This window comes from Mesomycoplasma ovipneumoniae (assembly GCF_030012565.1).
Lineage (GTDB): Bacteria > Bacillota_I > Bacilli_A > Mycoplasmatales > Metamycoplasmataceae > Mesomycoplasma > Mesomycoplasma ovipneumoniae_D.
Genome location: NZ_CP124621.1, coordinates 986100 through 1008096, shown reverse-complemented (window position 1 = coordinate 1008096; position 21997 = coordinate 986100). Strand labels below are relative to the sequence as shown.

Genomic DNA, 21997 nt, shown 5'->3' with positions numbered 1-21997 from the left:
GGAAACTCAGGATAATCGAAAAAAAATAAACTATTTTTTTTCGTAAAATTCTAATTTTTCTTTAAATTTCTTAAGTTTTTCGCGTTCTTGTTCAACTTTTTCGTTAGGTGCTTTTTCAACAAATTTTTGATTAGAAAGTAAGGTTTCTGCCCTTAAAATTTCGCTTTTTAAGAACTGAATTTCTTTTTTATCGTTTTCTTCTTGCGCTTTTTTTACTTCATCAGGAAGTTTAAGTGAAATTTTAAAGTTTTTGGTTTTAATAATAAACTCATTATTTGGAACTCATTTTCCAAAAACAAATTTACTAATAATTTCAATTTCTTCTTTTTGAAACTCGGCATCAAGAACACAAAATTCCAACATAATTTTTTTTGAAATCTGTAAATTTTCACGGTAAAATCTTAAACTATCAATAATTTCAAGGATATTTTCAACCTTTTGATTGTCACTAAATTGCCTAACTCTAGGCATTTTTTGTTCTAAAATTTCCTCGTCAAAAATTTCTTCCATCAAAAAATCAGTCAAAAAAGGCATAAAAGGGTGCAAAATTATCAAGACACTTTTTAATAGTTTTCTAGCATAAAAACCGTTTTGCCTAGTTTTAATCAACTCTATATAACGAGAAGAAAAATCCCCAAAAATAAAATTATTAATTTCGGTCCCAATAACGCTAAAATTGTATTTTTTAATATTTTTTACAATTTGTTTTTTAAAATCGTAAATTTTACCTTCCATTCAAAAGTCGATAAAATCTGGTTTTCTATGAGAATTATCTAAGCTTTTAATATATTTTGCAATATTTCAAAGTTTATTGCTTAAATTTCAAGCTGAATTTAATTTTTCAATGCTAAATCTGATATCTTTTCCCGGACTTGAGTTAAAAAGAAGCATTTGTCTTAAAGTATCTGACCCGTATTTTTCAATTATTTCCATAGGATCAATCCCGTTTCCGAGTGATTTTGACATTTTTCGACCTTCTTCATCGCGAATAAGACCGTGAAGCAGAACTTTTTCAAAAGGTTTTTTATCCATGACAAAAAGAGAGGAAAAATACATTCTAGCAACTCAAAAAAACAAGATATCTCAGCCAGTAACGAGCAAACTTGTCGGGAAATAGGACTGAATTAACTCAGAATTATTAGGCCATCCTAAAAAAGAAAAGGCGCTAATTCCTGAAGAAAATCAAGTATCAAGAACATCAGGGTCTTGAGTTCATTCTTTGCCAGGTGATTCTATTTGAACCTTAAATTCGTCATTTTTATACCAAACGGGGATTCTGTGACCTCATCAAAGTTGGCGTGAAATAGTTCAGTCGTGGATTTTGTCGAATCATTTTCTTAAATTTTTCTCAAATCCGCGTGGATAAAATAGAATTTTATCTTTTGAATTCAGGTGCGAAATTAAAGACTGAGACAATTCATCCATTTTGACAAATCACTGTGGTTTTTTAAGAATTTCGACGATTTCACCACTTCTTTGTGAAAAGCCAACATTTGAAACAACGTCTTCGGTCTTAATTAAAAGGCCTTCATTTTCAAGTTTTTTTGCGATTAAATCTCTGGCCTCAAATCGATTTTTACCTTCAAATTCAAGGGTATTTTTATTTAAATTACCATAGTCATCAATGCAATCTTCGGCCGACAAGCCGTTTTTTTCTAAAATTTCAAAGTCTAAAATTGAATGAGCCGAAACTTTCATGACTCCAGAGCCAAAATCTTGACTAACATTTGAGTCACCAATAATTTTTATAATTTTTTTAGTCAAAGGATGAATAACTTCTTTATCAATAAAGCCTGAATATCTTTTATCTTTTGGATTTACAGCCAAGACAACATCGGATGAAATAGTTTCAATTCTTGTTGTTGCCACGGTTAAAAATTCGCTCGAGTCTTTCAAAAAGTATTTTAAATAATACATTTTTTGATTTACAGGTTTGTTGATAACCTCAATATTTGAAAGTGCAGTTTGTAATTTTACATCCCAATTTATCGCTCTTTTTCCGCGATAAATCAAATTTTTTTCTCACAATTTGATAAAAAAATTTGAAACAGCGAGCTGAGCTTCATCGTCAAGTGTAAATCTTTCTTTGGAATAATCAAAGGCAATTCCTAATTTATTTCATTGTTCTTTGATTTTTATGTATTGCTGATCTTTTCATTCATAGCATTTTTCGATGAATTTTTCGCGACCTAAATCGAATTTAGAAATATTTTTTTCTGCTAAAAAAGCTTCAACTTTTGCCTGAGTCGCAATTCCGGCATGATCAACACAAGGTAATAAAAGAACGTCAAAACCTTGAAGTTTATGAAATCTAATCAAGGAATCTTGAATAAAAATATTTCAAGCATGACCTAAATGCAAGTGTCCTGTAACATTTGGGGGCGGACTTATGATGGAAAAAGGTTTTTTTGGATTTTTGCTAGCATAAAAAAAACGCTTATCTAGTCATTTTTGGTTTCTATTTTTTTCAACTGTTTTATGATTATATTTATTTTCCATGATTCACCCATTATAAATTTATGACAAGAATATCTTCGTCCAAAAGTGTGTTTTGGCTTGAAAATTCGTTAGTTACTTTTATATTTTTTATAGGATTTCAAAAATCAGCATAATATTCAAAATTATTGTTGATTCCAGAAGGGTTTTTTCGAAAAACTTCGTTTTGTATTTGCTTGTAAAGTTGTGTTTCAAGCAAATATAAATTAGTTCGATCAAAACTACTATTTTGGTAAAAAAACTTAGCAAATGTGGTTTTTGGAGTCAAAGGCAAATCTACCTCTTGAATATATTCGATTAAAGTACCGTTTTCGATAAAAACAATGCTAAAATCACGAATAGGCTTGATTGACCGTTTTGCGCAAATAAAAAGTTGGACTGTATTCTCGCCGTCATTAAAAAAATGCTGAAAAAGTTTTTGTTTGTAAGTAGTTCCTAAGTAAAAAGAATTTTCGTCAAACAAAAAGCGAGAATAATTGCCCATTTTTGTTTTTTTTAGTTCTAAAAAAAACAAAATATTTTCAGGAAGTTCACCGTAAAATTGGTATAAAATGTCAAAATTAATTTTGTTTTCAAAGCAAAAAATTAGGAACTGATTTTTTCGCAAAAAAGTATCAATTCTACTTAAATTGTAATAGTAAAAAAAATTTTTTAAATCGACCAAGGTGTCTCTCAAAAAAGCAAAATGAGTTCAATATTCGCTTTTTGAAATTTTATTTTTTAATCTTCTTAACTTGTTTTCAATAGAAGCAACTCAAAGTCTTTTTGCAAAAAAAGAGTTATGAAAATTCTTCTTTTTAAGGCTTTTTTTCATTCTAATTACTTCATGTTGTCACAAAACATTCGCTCTTAGCAAAGTTTTGCTGTTTACTTTAAGATTTTGGTAATAGGGATTTTCCTTGCGAAAAGAGTTGATTTTCTTTGTTCTAAAATGTTTTTGTGCCTTTTTATTTTTTTCTTCAAGCATTTTTTGCTGACGATTTTTTTTTCAAAAAAGTCAAAAATCATCAGCAAAAGTTTTATCAAAAAAGTTTTGAACACTTGGAATATTATCAAGGCTTTTTTGGTTTAACAATTTGGACATTCAAACTTCAAATTCGTAGTAAATTTGAAATATTTGTTCAGTTGATAGTCACCTGAAATTTCCACTTTGTTTTATCAGATTTAAAAAACAAGTATATCCAGTAGTAAAAATTTTTATTTTATAAAGGTCGGCATCTGCCGAATTTGTTAGCGAATTATGCTGGCTGATAATGTTTTTTATGTCGTTTTTAATAATTTTTAGTGCATTTTGGGTTGTTTCGTTGCTTTTAAAGTTGTCAAATTTTGAATCAAAAAAAGGATTGCTAAGTTTTAATTCCTGGTTTAAATTTTCTTGCTCAACTTTTGGATTTAATTCTGTTTTTATGTACAGATTATAAAAATTTTCGTTTAATTTTTTATAATCGCTTTTAATTTTATTGACCATTTCGGTAAAATTAAAGGAAAAAAAAGCACTTTTTTCCAATAAATTAGTTATTTGATTATCCAAATTTGTCAGAAATTGATCAATTTCGGGCATTGTTAGATACAACATGTATTTTCTTGTTGTATTAGTTTCAATTTCAAATGGCTTTGTGTTTCAATGGGATAAAAGAACCTGAATAACGAGCTTTTTTTTAATTCTTTCATACATTTCTTTTGATAAAAAATCTGAAAAACAACTGTTTTTGCTGTAATCATAAGGTCTGTCGTTTTCAAGAATAAATCCATTATAAGAATTTTCTTTTTGAAGAATTGTTTTGAATTCATTAAAAAAATTTGGATCAGAAGAATAAATAAATCCGCATTGTTTTGCATCTAATTCAAGACTAAAATAATTTCAATACTTATTTTTTATATTATGAAAAACAAGTTTTTGCTTTTTCTCGTTATTAAAATTAATAATATTTTCCATAATTTAAGTAAGAGAGTAAGAGAATTTTTTATAAACTAGCGGTAAAACAGCTCTTGCAGTGAAATAAATAACAGAGGCATTAATCCAAATTTTGATAGGGGAAATAATTATATGCGTCAAAAAAGCGGTTTCAAAATTATTAAGTGCACCAGATTCTACATCACCTTTTGCGGCAAGAACACTTGCAATTGGCTCATGCAAGGCAGAAAATGCAACGATCGGAACAAGAGTCAAATACCGCTCATTTTTACGGAAAAAGTTAATAAAACGCGCAACAAGTAAGAAGATAATCATTGAAAAAGTACCAAAAAGAATCAAAATTAAAAACGAAGTTTTACTAGAAATGAAGCGTGCTTTGCTAAAATCAATAGAAGAATTAAACATAACCGTGGAAATAACTGCCGAAGCTATTAAAGCCAGGACAAAAAAGCTCGATATTCAATAAAAATTCAGTAAAGCTTTTTCTTCAGTTCAGGCTTGAACTTTAGCAACTTTTTTTTGCAATCTAAGCAATTTTTGGCGCATTTTTCGTTCTAAATTTGCATCTTTTGAGTTATGGCTTATTGCATGATAAGTGTAGTTAAAAATTTCTCGCTTTTGGGCAAAAATTTTATCTCCTAAGCGCTCTAAAATTTTATCTTTTTGGAATCATTTTTTTCCTTGAACAACAAAAAATCAAAAGAAAACGCCAGGAATAAACCCAGTAAGTGAAAGGCTGAGAGTATAATATCAAGAATAAACGCCAGGAATAAACAAAAAAGTAATTAAATCCGATAAAAAACCGGTTAAAAAACCAACTATTGGTCCAAAAATAAAGCCTGTTATTTTAATCGGCAGTCCTATAATTGAAAAGCGAAAATTAGGCAAAACAGCAAAAGGAGCCAACCTGACCCCAATTATTAACATAATTACTGAAATTGATATGAAAATCGCCACAAAAGAGATTTTCATATTTGTCAACTTAGCCATGAAATTTCTCCTTTTGCCAAAATTTTCCCCTTATAAAATGAGTTTAACTTAATAAATTATAGCAAAAAAATTATAAACAACAACATTTTAGATAGATTCTTTTAAGGCTGAATTTTCAAGCGTCAAATTAATCGCCCAATTGCTTTTTAGATAAATTAGTTCAAAAATAATTCACTTTAGAATATCTGAAAGGTAAAAAACTGTCAGTGAAATAAAGAGTTTTAAATGAACTTCGGAAATAAGAGGGATAAACACTAAAACTATAAGAATTTGTCAAACAAGTTGGCCTAAACCGGTAAAAAAGTCTCATCAACTAGCAAAATTAGCCCGTCCGCCGGCTTTAATTATTGTTAAAGAGGCATTAATTTGAACCCAAATTGGATTAATTAAAATTATAACTATACAGATAATAAAAATCTGATTTAGATAAAAATCAACGGCTAGATTTTTTTGATTGTCAATAATAGCTTGGTCAACTGGCAAATTATTTTCCTTAAAATAATCAGACAATCCTTTTTGAACTTGTTCTTTAATTCCCGTTGTGATTAAGTCAGTTTTTGTGATAGCAAAAACGATAATAAAGGCCACAACTGACATAACAACTGAAACAACAAATAAAAAACCTTTTAACATTGCAGCGTTTTTTTTGGCTAGTTCAATTTTATTTTGACCTAAATTTTGACCAACAACAATTGAAACACTTGTCTGAATTGAGGCAAAAGTTGTAAAAAAAATGTTAGCAATTGTGAGAATAATTCCTGAAACAGTTAAAAATCCAATCCCTCAAAATTTATAAAAACCACTGCCATCATCAATCCCAATTGAGCCTGGCGGCAGACTTTGAGATCAAAGAACAGAACGGACTGAAATAATTAAAGAGGCAATAGTTACAAGCGACATTCCGACAAAACGGGCAAAAAACTGCTTTCAAATTTGTCTGTCAATTTGAAACATTTTAAAAATTGACAGACTTATTTCTTTTCTATAAAAAAGCTGATACAAATACATTAAAAAAGAGGTTATTAGTCTTGAAATTACAGTTGCAAGCGCTGAACCAGCGACTCCCATTAGTGGAATTAAGAGAAAATTAAGACCAATATTCGTTACTAAAGTCAAAGTGTTAAAAAGAACAGAAACTTTCATTACCCCAATTTCGCGCAGAATTCCTGAGGAAGTGACAATATAGGCAAACAAGATTCAAGAAAAACTTATTATAAATAAGTAACTTTTTGCCTGATCAAAAATATCTTGGTCTAAACCTGACGAACCCCGTCTTCACTGAACGACTCTGAGCAGACTTTCAGGAAAAGCTCACGAGAGGACAGCAAAGAATAAAATAACAATAAAAGAAAGAATATATCTAATATTATTTACTTGTTGGGCCAGTTTAAATTCTTTTTTTCCTCAATATTGGGCAAAAATAATCGACCCGATTGTGTTAATCGAAATTATAAAAGAAAAAACAATTCCTGTTCAAAAATTGGCCATCCCGACAGCCGTAATACCACCACTGATTTGGGAAACCATAAAATTATCAACAAAATTGTTTATCGAAATAAAAAGCGTTGCTAAAATTACTGGGATAGTAATTTTAGCAAATTTTTTCCACATTTCTGGCGAATCAGGAAAAAATTTTTTTATTGAAAAATGCATTTTATTCGTTAGTTACTTCCAGAATTTTAACCGAATATTTTTCATTTACATCAACTTCAACTTCATCACCTTCATGTTGACCTAAAAGAACTTGTGCAATCGGCGAAAAATTGGAAATTTTATTCGCAAAAGGATCAGCGTCAATTGAAGAAACAATTTGAAAAGTTTGAACTAAACCACTTTCAAGATTTTTAAGGGTAACTTTTGATCCAATTGAAACTCGTTTTGATCCTGAACGAGTTTCAATTATTTTTGCTTTAGCAATAATAGCTTCAAATTCACGTATTTTTGATTCAATTATCCCTTGTTTTTCACGGGCTACATCATATTCGGCATTTTCAGAAAGATCGCCTTGAGAACGAGCATCTTTGATTTCTTGAATTACATTAACATGCTCAACGTTTATTAAATGTTCAAGTTCTTTTTTTATTTCATCAAGTTTTTGTTGGGTTAAAAGAACTTCATCATTCATCATTTTTTTCATTTTTTTCCTTTTTAAACAATTTTAGTAAAATTTTAATTTATTTTTTTTGAATTATCAAAAAATCATAATAAAAAAATTCATCGAAGTTGATTTTATGCAATTTTAACATTTTTAAAATTGCCCTTCGCTGTTTTTTTTTATATTTTCAGATTAAGTGTCCACCAATTTTAACCTTTTCTAAAAATTCTTGAAAATTTTTAGGGTTAATTTCTGCCGAAATTAAAATAAAATCAAAAAAAGCTTCGCAATTACTTGTGTAATTTAGGTTGTTTATTTGCAATTTTTCAAGATTTTTTGCCAAACTGTTTTGATCAAGGTGAAATTCAAAAACTGTGTTTGTTGAGTTTTTAATATTTTTTTGACTAAGACAAGCCACAATTCCATCTTTTTCAACAAATAAATTTGTTTTTGAATTTGTTTCCCTTATTTTATTAATAACAAATTCAAGACTTTCAATGAGCCAAATATCGCTTTCTAATTCAGTGACTTGTGATTTTAGATCTATTCACTGGTCATAATTTTGACTTTGGTGTTCAAAATTATATTTTTTAATTAATTTATTTTTTTTGACTCATGTTCAGACAAAGGAGACTAGTGCAACCAAAAGTGCTAAAATCCCGGTAATTAATAAAACAATTTTTCAAATCGGCATATTTCTCCCCTAAAAAACACTAATATAATAAATTATAAGTTTTTTTGTAAAACCAGTAAAAAAATAAAAATGAGCGAATTTTTCCAAAATAAATATGTAAAAATTTGTAAATTTGAAAAAAAATATTTTTATTTGGTTAAAAATTTTAAAAAAATATTTTTTTTCAAATTGGTGGGTCATTTTTGAGATTATCCTTGGCTGTTGCAAAGCAAAAAATCTCCTAAAATTTTACAAAATTTACAAAAAAAAATTGGCAAAAATGCTTATATATAATATAAATTAAAGAAGAAAAAAAATTTTTTTATTTTTTTCTTGGTTTTTTTATTTTGCCGGGTTATAATAACTAAGCTTTGTTTCAAATGAAGAAACAGGCAGCGTAAAAAAAAAAAAAAAAATTATTTGTAAAAAATTTTTTTGTGATATAATTAGAGTTACGCTGTTAAAACGGCAAAAAAAATTTTTAGATCTTTCAAAACTAGGTATATAATTTCAAAACCAATTTCAAATTGAACGCAATCATGAGAGTTTGATCCTAGCTCAGGATAAACGCTATCTGTGTGCTTAATACATGCATGTTGAACGGAATATGTTAGCTTGCTAATATATTTAGTAGCAAATGGGTGAGTAACACGTACCTAACCTACCTTTTGGACCGGGATAACTATTGGAAACAGCAGCTAATACCGGATAAAATAAAAAAATGCATGTTTTTTTATTAAAAGGAGCCTTTAAAGCTCCACCAAAAAATGGGGGTGCGCAACATTAGTTAGTTGGTAGGGTAAAGGCCTACCAAGACGATGATGTTTAGCGGGGCCAAGAGGCTGTACCGCCACACTGGGATTGAGATACGGCCCAGACTCCTACGGGAGGCAGCAGTAAGGAATATTCCACAATGAGCGAAAGCTTGATGGAGCGACACAGAGTGCAGGATGAAGTCTTTAGGGATGTAAACTGCTGTTGTAAGGGAAGAAAAAACTAGATAGGAAATGATTTAGTCTTGACGGTACCTTATTAGAAAGTGACGGCAAACTATGTGCCAGCAGCCGCGGTAATACATAGGTCGCAAGCGTTATCCGGAATTATTGGGCGTAAAGCGTCCGCAGGTTTTTTGTTAAGTTTAAGGTTAAATGCTAAAGCTCAACTTTAGTTCGCTTTAGATACTGACAAAATAGAATTATGAAGAGGTTAGCGGAATTCCTAGTGGAGCGGTGGAATGCGTAGATATTAGGAAGAACACCAATAGGCGAAGGCAGCTAACTGGTCATATATTGACACTAATGGACGAAAGCGTGGGGAGCAAACAGGATTAGATACCCTGGTAGTCCACGCCGTAAACGATGATCATTAGTTGGTGGCAAAAGTCACTAGCACAGCTAACGCGTTAAATGATCCGCCTGAGTAGTATGCTCGCAAGAGTGAAACTTAAAGGAATTGACGGGAACCCGCACAAGCGGTGGAGCATGTGGTTTAATTTGAAGATACGCGTAGAACCTTACCCACTCTTGACATCCTCGCAAAACTATAGAGATATAGCGGAGGCTAACGAGATGACAGATGGTGCATGGTTGTCGTCAGCTCGTGTCGTGAGATGTTAGGTTAAGTCCTGCAACGAGCGCAACCCTTTTCTTTAGTTGCTAACATTAAGTTGAGAACCCTAGAGATACTGCCGGTGCAAACCGGAGGAAGGCGGGGATGACGTCAAATCATCATGCCTCTTACGAGTGGGGCAACACACGTGCTACAATGGCTACTACAAAGAGCAGCGAAACAGTGATGTCAAGCTAATCTCAAAAAAGTAGTCTCAGTTCGGATTGAAGTCTGCAACTCGACTTCATGAAGTCGGAATCGCTAGTAATCGCAGGTCAGCTATACTGCGGTGAATACGTTCTCGGGTTTTGTACACACCGCCCGTCACACCATGGGAGTTGGTAATGCCCAAAGTCGGTGAGTTAACCTCGGAGACCATTGCCTAAGGCAGGACCGATGACTGGGGTGAAGTCGTAACAAGGTATCCCTACGAGAACGTGGGGATGGAACACCTCCTTTCTACGGAAAATTACTACTTAAATGTGGTTAAAATCAAACTAACACATAGAAAATTTAATAATTTGAAATAATTTGTTCTATTAATTCATTTTCTCCTTGTTTAGTTTAGTAAATTTTATTTTTTTTGTGAAGTAAACTTTTTTTTAACTTTTTGATAATTATAAATGTTTTTTTAATACAATCTCAATTTGAAATTGATTATGTACCTAGTTTTGAGAGCTCTAAAACTCTCAAAATGTCTGTAAAAAGACAATATTAGCTCTTTCAAAACTGAACAGTAACAATTTTATATCTGATCTAAAAATCAGATAATATTCCAAAGTCTTTTAAAATTAAACCGAGTTTATTTTTAAAATTTTATAACTTTTAGTTATAAAAACTCTAAAATTGTTAAAATACCTTAAGATATATTATCTAAATAGGCTATACTCAGAAGATAGTTTTAACTTTTTAAATAAATAAGAGTATTTGGTGGATGCCTTGGGTCTGAAAGTCGATGAAGGACGTGATTACCTGCGATAAGCTTCGTGGAGCTGGAAATAAGCTATGATACGGAGATTTCCGAATGGGGAAACCCAACCTAGCAAACCTAGGTTGCGCTTTAATGAATTCATAATTAAAGCAGCGAGATACGTTGTGAATTGAAACATCTTAGTAACAACAGGAAAAGAAAATAAATAATGATTCCCAAAGTAGTGGCGAGCGAAATGGGAGGAGCCCAAACCGTTTTTACGGGGTTATAGGACATTTTAATTGAGTTACAAAATTATATAATAGCAGAAAAAGTTGGAATGCTTTGACAAAGAAGGTGAAATCCCTGTACGCAAAATTATATAATCTCATAAATGTATCCTGAGTAGGGCGGGGCACGTGAAACCCTGTCTGAATTTGCCAGGACCACCTGGTAAGGCTAAATACTAATCAGACACCGATAGTGAACTAGTACCGTGAGGGAAAGGTGAAAAGAACCCCGAGAGGGGAGTGAAATAGATTCTGAAACCATTTACTTACAAGTAGTCAAAGCACGTTAATGTGTGATGGCGTACATCTTGCAGTATGGTCCGGCGAGTTATGTTAGCAAGCAAGGTTAAGCGGATTAAAGCGAAGCCGTAGGGAAACCGAGTCTGAATAGGGCGTTTAGTTTGTTGACATAGACCCGAAACCAGGTGATCTATCCGTGAGCAGAATGAAACTTTGGTAAAACAAAGTGGAGGTTCGAACCGTAGTACGCTAAAAAGTGCCCGGATGACTTGCGGATAGTGGTGAAATTCCAATCGAACTTGGAGATAGCTGGTTCTCTTCGAAATAGCTTTAGGGCTAGCGTGTAGAAATATAATTAATGGGGGTAGAGCACTGAATGTGGAATGGCGGCACCTAGCTGTACTGACTATAATCAAACTCCGAATACCATTAATCTAATCTATGCAGTCGGAACGTGGGTGATAACGTCCACGCTCGCGAGGGAAAGAACCCAGATCGTCAGCTAAGGTCCCAAAATTGTGTTAAGTGAGAAAGGTTGTGAAATTTCTCAAACAACTAGGATGTTGGCTTAGAAGCAGCCACCATTTAAAGAGTGCGTAATTGCTCACTAGTCAAGAGATCTTGCGCCAATAATGTAACGGGACTAAAACACAATACCGAAGCTACGGGCAATTATTTCAAATAATTGCGTTAGGAGAGCGTTTTAATTTCGTTGAAGCTAGAGGGTGACCACTAGTGGAGAGATTAAAAGTGAGAATGCCGGAATGAGTAACGATTCGAAGTGAGAATCTTCGACGCCTATTGGGGAAGGTTTCCTGGGCAAGGGTCGTCCACCCAGGGTTAGTCAGGGCCTAAGGAGAGGCTGAAAAGCGTATCCGATGGACAATCGGTTAATATTCCGATACTTGTTAAAAAAATGATGGAATGACGAAAAAAGATAGTTTTACCACTTACTGGATTGTGGGGTAAGCAGTTAGAAAGTTATGCAGGCAAATCCGCATAACATTAATTTTGAGCTGTGATGCATAGGGAAGAGGAGACTCAAGTACCGAATTAAATGATTCTATGTTTCCAAGAAAAGTTTCTAGTGTTAATTTTTTAACAACCTGTACCGAGAACGGACACACGTCCCCAAGATGAGTATTCTAAGGCGAGCGAGAAAACCAATGTTAAGGAACTCTGCAAAATTATCCCGTACGTTCGCAAGAAGGGATGCCCTTTTTTAAAGGGCCACAGTAAAACGAGGGTGGCAACTGTTTATCAAAAACACAGCTCTCTGCAAAGGTGCAAACCGAAGTATAGAGGGTGAAGCCTGCCCAGTGCCCGAAGGTTAAGCGGAGATGTTAGCTTACGCGAAGCATTCAAGTGAAGCCCGGGTGAACGGCGGCCGTAACTATAACGGTCCTAAGGTAGCGAAATTCCTTGTCAACTAATTATTGACCTGCACGAAAGGCGCAATGATCGCCCTACTGTCTCAACATTGGACTCGGTGAAATTATGGTACCAGTGAAAACGCTGGTTACCCGCATCAAGACGAAAAGACCCCGTGGAGCTTTACTATAACTTCGTATTGAAAGTTGGTTTATTATGTGTAGGATAGGTGGGAGATGATGATACAAGGGCGCTAGTTCTTGAGGAGTCAACCTTGAAATACCACCCTTAATAAATTGATTTTCTAACCAGCTTCCATTATCTGGAAGTGAGACAGTGCGTGGTGGGTAGTTTGACTGGGGCGGTCGCCTCCTAAAGAGTAACGGAGGTGTTCAAAGCTACACTCAATATGGTCAGAAACCATATGCAGAGCATAAAGGTAAAAGTGTGGTTGACTGCGAGACCTACAAGTCGAGCAGGTGCGAAAGCAGGACTTAGTGATCCGGCGGTTCATTGTGGAATGGCCGTCGCTCAACGGATAAAAGCTACCCCGGGGATAACAGGCTAATCTTCCCCAAGAGATCACATCGACGGGAAGGTTTGGCACCTCGATGTCGGCTCATCGCATCCTGGAGCTGAAGTCGGTTCCAAGGGTTTGGCTGTTCGCCAATTAAAGCGGTACGTGAGCTGGGTTCAGAACGTCGTGAGACAGTTCGGTTCCTATCTGATGTGGGCGTTGGAATATTGATGAGAGCTGCTCTTAGTACGAGAGGACCGGAGTGGACGTACCGCTGGTGTTCCAGTTGTCTTGCCAAAGGCACAGCTGGGTAGCTAAGTACGGAAAAGATAACCGCTGAAAGCATCTAAGCGGGAAGCTTCCTCAAAGATGAGTATTCCTTATGAAATTCCTTATAGACTATGAGGTTGATAGGTTAGAGGTGTAAGTGTAGTAATACATTCAGCTGACTAATACTAATAAATTCAAAGTTTAAAAAGTTAATTCTTAAAGTATTTTAATAAAAATGTTACTATTCAGTTTTGAGAGCGCTAATTAGCATCCTTATTTTAGAGAGTCAATAAAAAACTCTTTAAAATAAGGATTTTTTTATTACTAATTGCTTAATTAAAAAAATCCGAGTTTGTCAGTTTGAGCCCAAACTCAAGAAAAATAACTATCAAAGCAAAAACACTAAATTTTAAATCTAACACTCACGAAAGAAAAAACCTACCTACTAATCAAATAAAGCAAACTAAAAAAGCTAAAATTTTGACTTAAAAAGCAAAATTATGAATTTCTAAACTGCTTTTTTAGTTTAAAACAGAGGGAAAAACCATCAAAAAATACAACTACTATTTAAACTCAATGCAAATAGAAAACTCGTTTTTATTTGCAGCGAGCCTAAAAAAACATATGAAGTTTTGAAAGAACAATAATTAAAAATCTTAAATTTGTAGATTTCTAAACGGTCAAATTTAAGGCATTCCATCATATTTAAAAATATAATGGATAATTCGCATTTTCTGATTTTTTAGACAAAAAACATAATGAATTCCCCCTTAATTCTAAAATCCAAATTTATTAATTATTCTTAAGTGAGGTTAATTATAACATAATTTTTTCTTAGACCAAACATTTTTTTTGCAAAAAGTTAATTCTAAAATAATAAAAATTAAGATTTTAGCGTCAAAAAACACGGATTTACGGGTATTTTTGTATTTATATTCACTAAAAAGTGAATTTTTGCTATCAAACTGGGAAACTCAAGAAAATATACCTGAATTTTAGTGCAGTTTATTTTTACCCATTGATTAGCATAATGACTTATTCTTTTAAAAGACAATTTTTTAGGTATTTTTCCTAAAAATTTTTAATATATAGTATAATTGTAAAAATAAAGAATTAATATTGTATATAAAAAAAGGAAAGAACATGAAGAAAAAGTTAAAGTTTTTTAAGTTTATCACTAATATTTTCGCTTTCACCTCACTTACACTAAGTGTTTTTGGGCCGCTCTGATATTTTCAAAATACAAAAACCTATTCAGATTTCAAACTTGAAACTCGTGATATAGATTTATCAAATTCAAAAAAACCGGTAAATTTTGATGATTTAGTCCAAATTATTTCGACCAAAAACCAACAAAATTCGCTTGTCATCAATGCAAATATTAAAAAAGCCAAAACACATCTAAACAAAACAAGTGCTAATTCAGACTCTCCTAATCTAGATGATATCGAAATTCAAATTAATCAAGAAGGTGAGGTAATTTTAAATAGCGCTTCACTTGAATTTGTTAACAAAAAAGCTGAACTCTATTTTGAAGAAGGTGTACCAAAACTAAAATTAGAAGGTTATGTTTTTGACCTTAGAGAGCTTCAAAATCAAATTCGAGTTCAAAAAACCTTCTTTTTCCTTTTACCTTTTATTCCGTTTATTTCAAATGCTGTCGCAGCTGCCATTGCCGCAGTAGCAGTTACCACAGCTGCTGCGGTAGCTGTGGAAACTATTCCAAAGGTTGTTGATGATGTAGGTAGATGATTTGGGACCCGTGAAAGTTACTATTCGTCAGATAATTATACCCCTGTTCCTGCACCAGCTGATAATAATCCTGTTACTTGAAGAACTGAAAGCTCAATTGTGGTTGACTTAGATAAATTACCAAAAGCAAAAGGTGAGCCTAGTATTAAAGAAATAGCAAATACAGCGACTTTAGAACTTTCTATTGTAAAAGCAAAGGATAAGGAAAAATTAGTAAACTACACGGGAATCCATCCTGTTTGATTTTTTAATTTTCACAATGAAGACTTAGAACCTCATTTTGTTATTAGTAAACAAGCAATTCCAGAACCTGCAGCCTGGTTTTTAGCGGTTGGAAGTTTGCTAGCCCAATCAGAATTAACCAAAATTATTATTAAAAACTTGCTACCTAGTTCAGTAAAAGATAATAAAAATGTTTATGACCGTGAAAATATGGATAAGAAACTAAAATCACCTATTGATTTTTATTCATATAATAGATCAGTTATGGAAAATTTGGCTATAAAAACAAAATATACAGCAAATTTGTTAGTAGGAAATAAAGGACCAAGAAACCCAAATTATAATTTAAATAAAGATATTGGTTTTACTAATGATCGCTTTGTTGTTGGCAAAGGCCTAGCTAGTGATGCTATTGATTGAACTGACCCTAAAAATGCGTTTAATATTGAACTAAATGATAAGAAAAATAAAAAATCATACATAAAAATACTTTTTCCCAGTTATCACGTAAGGAGAGCAAGAATGATAAAGGGAAAATTCGAAAAGAAGGATTTTATACCAAGAGAAAAAATGTTAAATATGGAAAAGGTGCATTTTTTATATGGAGATGCAATTAGATTTAGTAACTAAGGCAAAAAAACAGTTAATTAAACTAAAATATATAGAAATTGATATTAAAAGTCGTTGTTCAGTTGGTAACATGACTAGGGATGATGTTGATTTAACATCTAATTGTTATTATAAGAATTATCCATTTCCAAATTTTTTATACGATTACCTTAATGAAACCTACAATCCTAATCCAATTGAAAGAATTATAAGTTTAAATTATAAACAAGAAGATTATGTTTATAATTTAAAACTAGAAAATATTCCAAAAAGCGCGTTTTTTTCCAAAAATCTCAAAGATTTCCATTTTTATAACGATATTAGGTGTTTAATTGGCGAATTAGACGACAATGAATATTGTCGTAAAAATGGAAAAGAAAATGTTGATTCTATCTCTGAACTTTATCCTTGGTATGCTTTTCACGACGGTAAAGGTTTTAAAAAAGTTGTTGTTGTCTTTGAAAACTTTGGCGATATTGAAAAATGCGAATTTTCAATCTCTTATCCGGCTATTTTTTGAAAAATGTTTAAATCAAAAAGCAAATTAAGAGAAATTGAAGCTTTAATTATTAAGGAAATTCAGGAAAATGTTCCTTATGCAAAGCCAAAAAATTTAGCAAATTACCGCGAAAAAATCTTTGATTTTTTATCAAATAGATATGAATATGATTCAAAGTTTGTGGATATAAATAAACCATATTTAGGACAAAATGTAGAAAAAATCTATAATTTGTTATTAAAAAAGAATTATAATTTTGGTGAAAAAACCCAAATTCAACCAATTCAGAACGTATTCACTTTTGAAACTTATGAAAATTTGCTTAAAAAATTTGAAAAATACGGGATTAAAAAGCTTAATTTAAACATTGAAAATCGAGATAAATTTATTCTTAGTTGATTTGATAAATTTGGTTCAGAGTATGGAAAGTATTGTAGCGAACTTTTTGGTGAAGATGGCAAAAATTATTATGATAATGTGAATAATTGGACAAATAAAATCGAATTAATCTATTTGTTGCAAATTCTATTTGGTCCTAAATATTGAGTTGAAGATCTAGATTTTTACCCCGATACACCTGATTTTCTTATTCTACCAAGTTGGGCAAAACTAAAACTTGAAAATTTCGAAATTTTTTATTTTGGCGGGCAAGAATATGGGCTTTTTGATGAAATAATTTCCCAACTTGACTCAAAAAAGCCAGTTTTTTGATTCCAACCATTTTACTACTCCGCCTATGCAGCTGGCGAAGCACGGTTTTTGCCAATTGCATTGAAGAATTTTATTTTATTGAATGTTGACGGTCAAAAAATTTATTACTGATTTGGCCATTCGAATTTATATGAAAATATTTATCAAGGTAAATATGAAATTTTAAAATATTATTTCAAACAAAAATTAGTCGAACTTGAACGAGATATTTTTCTGCGTGATGGCAAGGATCCTGCGTTCTATGTTTCTAGATCACCAAGGCAAAATAATTTAACTAAAAATGTCATTGGATCATCTATGGAAGAATTAATTTTATATCGGGATGCCTTGAATAAATTTCTAAAAGGAACAGACCATGAATTTGAGTATTTTACAGACTTTCTAGAAAATACTAATTTATATAGCCAACAAGAAAAAGAATTAATTTTAGAAGAACACACTCTCTTTTCTTGAGGTTCTGATGATTGGACTGAATATTATGATGAAATTGCAAGAGTAGATTTTCGTGGTTATAAAAGCAAAAAATTTATTGAGATAGAAGGGGAATAGTAGATTTTTTTGTTAATTAATAAATTTAATGACAAAAGATTTAGCTTTATTTTTAACCTATTTTTAAATTCATATTTATTTAAAAATAGAAATTTTGTCAGTTGAATTTATGTCTACTTGCAAAAATGCGCCTCCCGAGCTTCCTGGTTTGATAAGATATCTTAAAAAAGTGTCTTTTAGCCACTTTTTTAACTTTTTGGCAAAAATTAATTACCTATTTTTTACTGTTTTATTAAGATATCAAAGCAAAAATCATACCTATTTCAAATATTTGGATCACTAGGAACGCCATCGCGATTTTAAAATATCATTTGCTAGTTTTAAGTGTTAAATTCAACCCTCTGTCTTAATTTTTGCTAGTGTTTTGAACTAAAAAAGTTAAAATTTTGACTTAAAAAGCAAAATTATGAATTTTTAAACTGCTTTTTTAGTTTAAAACACAGGGAAAAACCATCAAAAAATACAACTACTATTTAAACTCAATGCAAATAGAAAACTCGTTTTTATTTGCAGCGAGCCTAAAAAAACATATGAAGTTTTGAAAGAACAATAACAAGAGCCCTAAATTTATAGATTTCTAAACGGTTAAATTTAAGGCATTCCATCATATTTAAAAATATAATGGATAATTCGCATTTTCTGATTTTTTTATGGCAAAAACATAATTAATTCCCCCTTAATTCAATATCAAACTTATTAATTTATTCTTAGTGAAAATAATTATAACACAATTTTATTTTAGACCAAACATTTTTTTTTTTTTTTTTGCAAAAGGTTAATTTCAAAACTATAAAAATTAAGGTTTTATCATCAAAAAGCACTGATTTACCGGTATTTTTGCATATTTATATTCACTAAAAAGTGAGTTTTTGCCATCAACTGGGAAACTCAGGAAAATATGCCTGAATTTTAGTCCTGTTTATTTTTAGCCACTGATTAGCATAATAATTTATTCTTTTAAAAAACAATTTTTTAGGTATTTTTCCTAAAAAATTTTTAACATATAATATAATTAAAAAAATAAAGAATTAATATTGTATATAAAAAAAGGAAAAAACATGAAGAAAAAGTTAAAGTTTTTTAAATTTATCACTAATGTTGTTGCTTTCACTTCACTGACACTAAGCGTTTTTGGGCCGCTTTGACATTTTCAAAATACAAAAAACTATTCAGATTTTAAACTTGAAACTCGTGATATAGAACTATCAAATTCAAAAAAACCGGTAAATTTTGATGATTTAGTTCAAATTGTTTCGACCAAAAACCAACAAAATTCGCTTGTTATTAATGCAAATATCAAAAATGCCAAAACACATCTAAACAAAACAAGTACTAGTTCAGACTCTCCTAATCTGGATGATATTGAAATTCAAATTAATCAAGAAGGTGAGGTAATTTTAAATAGTACTTCACTTGAATTTGTTAACAAAAAAGCTGAACTTTATTTTGAAGAAGGTGTACCAAAACTAAAATTTGAAGGGCATGTTTTTGACTTTAGAAAACTTCTAAATCAAACTCGGGTTGAAAAAACCTTCTTTTTCCTTTTGCCTTTTATTCCATTTATTACACAAGCTATTGCAGCTACCGTTGCCGCAGTAGCAATTTCCGTAGCCGCCAAACCAGCTATGGAAACTTTTCCAAACCTTGTTGATAGTGTAGGTAGATGATTTGGGGGCGGAAGAAGTTACTATCCGCCAGCTGATGATAGCCCTGTTCATGCGCCAGCTGATGATAGCCCTATTACTTCAAGAAGTACTGACTCAATTGAAGTTGATTTAGATAAATTGACAAAAGGAAAAAGTAAGTCTAGAATTAAAGCAATAGCAGGTATAAAGACTTTAAGACTTTCTATTGTAAAAGATAAGAAAAAATTAAGACAATACACTGGAATCCACCCTGCTTGATTTTTTAATTTTCACCACAAAGAATTAGAATCTTATTTTGTTATTAGTGAACAAACAATTCCAGAAACAGCGGCCTGATTTTGAGCCGTTTCAAATTTAACAATGCAGTCAAAATTAACTCAAATTGTTATTGATACTTTGCTGCCTAGCATAGTAAAAGCTAAAATTAATGAAAATGAAGATGACCGTAAAAATATGGAGGAAAAATTAAAATCACCTATTGATTTTTATTCATATGATCGATTAGTTATGTGAAATTTGGCTCAAAAAACAAAATATACAGCAAATTTAATAGTAGGAAATAGATGGTCATGAGATCCAACTAATAATTTGAATAAAGATATCGGTTTTACTAAGGATCACTTTGTTGTTGGAGAAGGTCTAGCTAGTGATGCTATTGATTGAACCGACCCTAAAAATGAGTTTGATATTGATAAAAGTAAAGATAAAAATAAACAATCATACGTAAAAATATATTTTCCCAATTATCATGTAAGAAGATTAAGAATGATAGGAGATAAGGAAAAGGGTATAAAGTCGGAATTTATACCAAGAAAAAAAATGTTAAATGTTGAAAAGGTGCATTTTTTATATGGAATCCCAACTAAATTTAATATCCAAGGCAAAAAAACAATTAATTAACCTAAAATATATAGAAATTAATATTAAAAGTCGTTGTTCAATTGGTAATATGGCTGAGGATGATGTTGATTTAACGTCTGATTGTTATTATAAGAATTATCCATTTCCAAATTTTTTATACGATTACCTTAAAGAAACCTACAATCCTAATCCAATTGAAAGAATTATAAGTTTAAATTATAAACAAGAAGATTATGTTTATAATTTAAAACTGGAAGATATCTCAAAAAGTTCGTTTTTTTTCAAAAAACTCAAGGATTTCCATTTTTATAATGATATTAGGTGTTTAATTGGCAACTGAGACGACGATGAATATTGTGAAAAAAACGGAAAAGAAAATGTTGATTCTATCTCTGAACTTTATTCTTGGCATGCTTTTCACGACGGTAAAGCTTTTAAAAAAGTTGTTGTTGTCTTTGAAAATTTTGATGATATTGAAAAATGTGAATTTTCAATCTCTTATCCGGCTATTTTTTGAAAAATGTTTAAATCAAAAAGCAAATTAAGAGAAACTGAAGCTTTAATTATTAAGGAAATTCAGGAAAGTGTTCCTTATGCAAAGCCAAAAAATTTATCGAATTATCACGAAAAAATCTTTGATTTTCTATCAAATAGATATGAATATGATTCAAAGTTTGTAGATATAAATAAACCATATTTAGGACAAAATGTAGAAAAAATCTATAATTTGTTATTAAAACAGAATTATAATTTTGGGGAAGAAACCCAAATTGAACCAATTCAAAATGTATTTACTTTTGAAACTTATGAAAATTTGCTTAAAAAATTTGAAAAATACGGGATTAAAAAGCTTAATTTAAACATTGAAAATCGAGATAAATTTATTCTTAGTTGATTTGATAAATTTGGCCCAGAATATCGAAAATATTGCATCGAACTTTTTGGTAAAGATGGCCAAACTTATTATGATAATGTAAATAATTGGACAAATAAAATCGAATTAATCTATTTGTTGCAAATTTTATTTGGCCCTAAATACTGACTTGAAGATCTAGATTTTTACCCCGATAAACCTGATTATTTTATTCTACCAAGTTGGGCAAAACTAAAACTTGAAAATTTTGAAATTTTTTACTTTGGTGGACAAGAATATGGGCTTTTTGATGAAATAATTTCCCAATTTGACTCAAAAAAGCCAGTTTTTTGATTTCAACCATTTTACTACTCCGCCTATGGAGCTGGCGAAGCACGGATTTTACCAATTGCATTAAAAAATTTCATTTTATTGAATGTTGATGGTCAAAAAATTTATTACTGATTTGGCCATTCAAATTTATATAATAATATTTATCAAGGTAAATACGAAATTTTAAAATATTATTTCAAAGAAAAATTAGTCAAACTTGAACAAGATATTTTTTTGCGTGATGGCATTGATCCAGCGTTTTTTGTCTCTTGACCACCAAGGCAAAATAATTTAACTAAAAATGTGATTGGATCATCTATGGAAGAATTAATTTTATATCGGGATGCCTTGAATAAATTTCTAAAAGAAACAGACCATGAATTTGAATATTTTAGACGCTTTCTAGAAAATACTAATTTATATAGCCGGCAAGAAAAAGAATTAATTTTACAACAACACCTTCTCTTTTCTTGAGATTCTGATGATTGAACTGAATATTATGATGAAATTGCAAGAGTAGATTTTCGTGGTCATAAAAGCAAAAAATTTCTTGAGATAGAAGGAAAATCGTAGGTCTTTTTGTTAAT

General features: G+C 31.1%; 10 protein-coding genes and 2 rRNA genes. 6 read left to right on the top strand and 6 right to left on the bottom strand.

Annotated elements, in window-relative coordinates:
- Positions 1 to 30: 30 nt before the first annotated feature.
- From QJQ40_RS03555 to QJQ40_RS03530, 6 genes are all read right to left on the bottom strand, one after another.
- A complete protein-coding gene (locus QJQ40_RS03555; RefSeq protein ID WP_282861254.1) occupies positions 31 to 2499 on the bottom strand; it encodes a valine--tRNA ligase in 2469 nt (822 codons plus the stop codon).
- 10 nt (positions 2500 to 2509) lie between these two features.
- The gene (locus QJQ40_RS03550) at positions 2510 to 4432 is read right to left on the bottom strand and encodes a hypothetical protein (protein WP_282861253.1); all 1923 of its coding nucleotides are present in this window, start codon (positions 4430 to 4432) and stop codon (positions 2510 to 2512) included.
- A 3-nt stretch (positions 4433 to 4435) separates the two neighbouring features.
- Positions 4436 to 5401: a LytS/YhcK type 5TM receptor domain-containing protein gene (locus QJQ40_RS03545; protein ID WP_282861251.1), complete on the bottom strand. Its 966-nt coding sequence runs from the start codon at positions 5399 to 5401 to the stop codon at positions 4436 to 4438.
- 87 nt (positions 5402 to 5488) lie between these two features.
- The gene (locus tag QJQ40_RS03540) at positions 5489 to 7054 is read right to left on the bottom strand and encodes an MATE family efflux transporter (protein ID WP_282861250.1); all 1566 of its coding nucleotides are present in this window, start codon (positions 7052 to 7054) and stop codon (positions 5489 to 5491) included.
- 1 nt (position 7055) lies between these two features.
- On the bottom strand, positions 7056 to 7538 hold the full coding sequence (greA, locus tag QJQ40_RS03535; protein ID WP_282861248.1) for a transcription elongation factor GreA: 483 nt from the start codon (positions 7536 to 7538) through the stop codon (positions 7056 to 7058).
- Positions 7539 to 7575: 37 nt separating this feature from the next.
- Positions 7576 to 8190: a BC85_0335 family putative methyltransferase gene (locus QJQ40_RS03530; protein WP_282861246.1), complete on the bottom strand. Its 615-nt coding sequence runs from the start codon at positions 8188 to 8190 to the stop codon at positions 7576 to 7578.
- Between the two features lie 514 nt (positions 8191 to 8704).
- Between QJQ40_RS03530 and QJQ40_RS03525 the strand changes: the two genes are divergently transcribed.
- The 6 genes from QJQ40_RS03525 to QJQ40_RS03500 all read left to right on the top strand — a co-directional run bounded on the left by QJQ40_RS03525 (position 8705) and on the right by QJQ40_RS03500 (position 21983).
- Positions 8705 to 10236: ribosomal RNA gene (locus tag QJQ40_RS03525) — 16S ribosomal RNA — on the top strand.
- A 447-nt stretch (positions 10237 to 10683) separates the two neighbouring features.
- Positions 10684 to 13585, top strand: a 23S ribosomal RNA gene (locus tag QJQ40_RS03520).
- Together the 16S and 23S rRNA genes form the textbook arrangement of a ribosomal RNA operon.
- Positions 13586 to 14518: 933 nt before the next feature.
- Positions 14519 to 15979 (top strand): hypothetical protein, encoded by a 1461-nt coding sequence (locus QJQ40_RS03515; protein ID WP_282861245.1) that lies wholly within the window; start codon positions 14519 to 14521, stop codon positions 15977 to 15979.
- Positions 15951 to 17717: a hypothetical protein gene (locus QJQ40_RS03510; RefSeq protein ID WP_282861243.1), complete on the top strand. Its 1767-nt coding sequence runs from the start codon at positions 15951 to 15953 to the stop codon at positions 17715 to 17717. The genes QJQ40_RS03515 and QJQ40_RS03510 overlap by 29 nt, the downstream gene beginning before the upstream one ends.
- Before the next feature lie 1058 nt (positions 17718 to 18775).
- A complete protein-coding gene (locus tag QJQ40_RS03505; protein ID WP_282861241.1) occupies positions 18776 to 20263 on the top strand; it encodes a hypothetical protein in 1488 nt (495 codons plus the stop codon).
- Positions 20214 to 21983, top strand: a complete 1770-nt coding sequence (locus QJQ40_RS03500) for a hypothetical protein (RefSeq protein WP_282861240.1) — start codon at positions 20214 to 20216, stop codon at positions 21981 to 21983. Before QJQ40_RS03505 ends, QJQ40_RS03500 begins: the two co-directional genes overlap by 50 nt.
- The last annotated feature ends 14 nt before the right edge of the window (positions 21984 to 21997 follow it).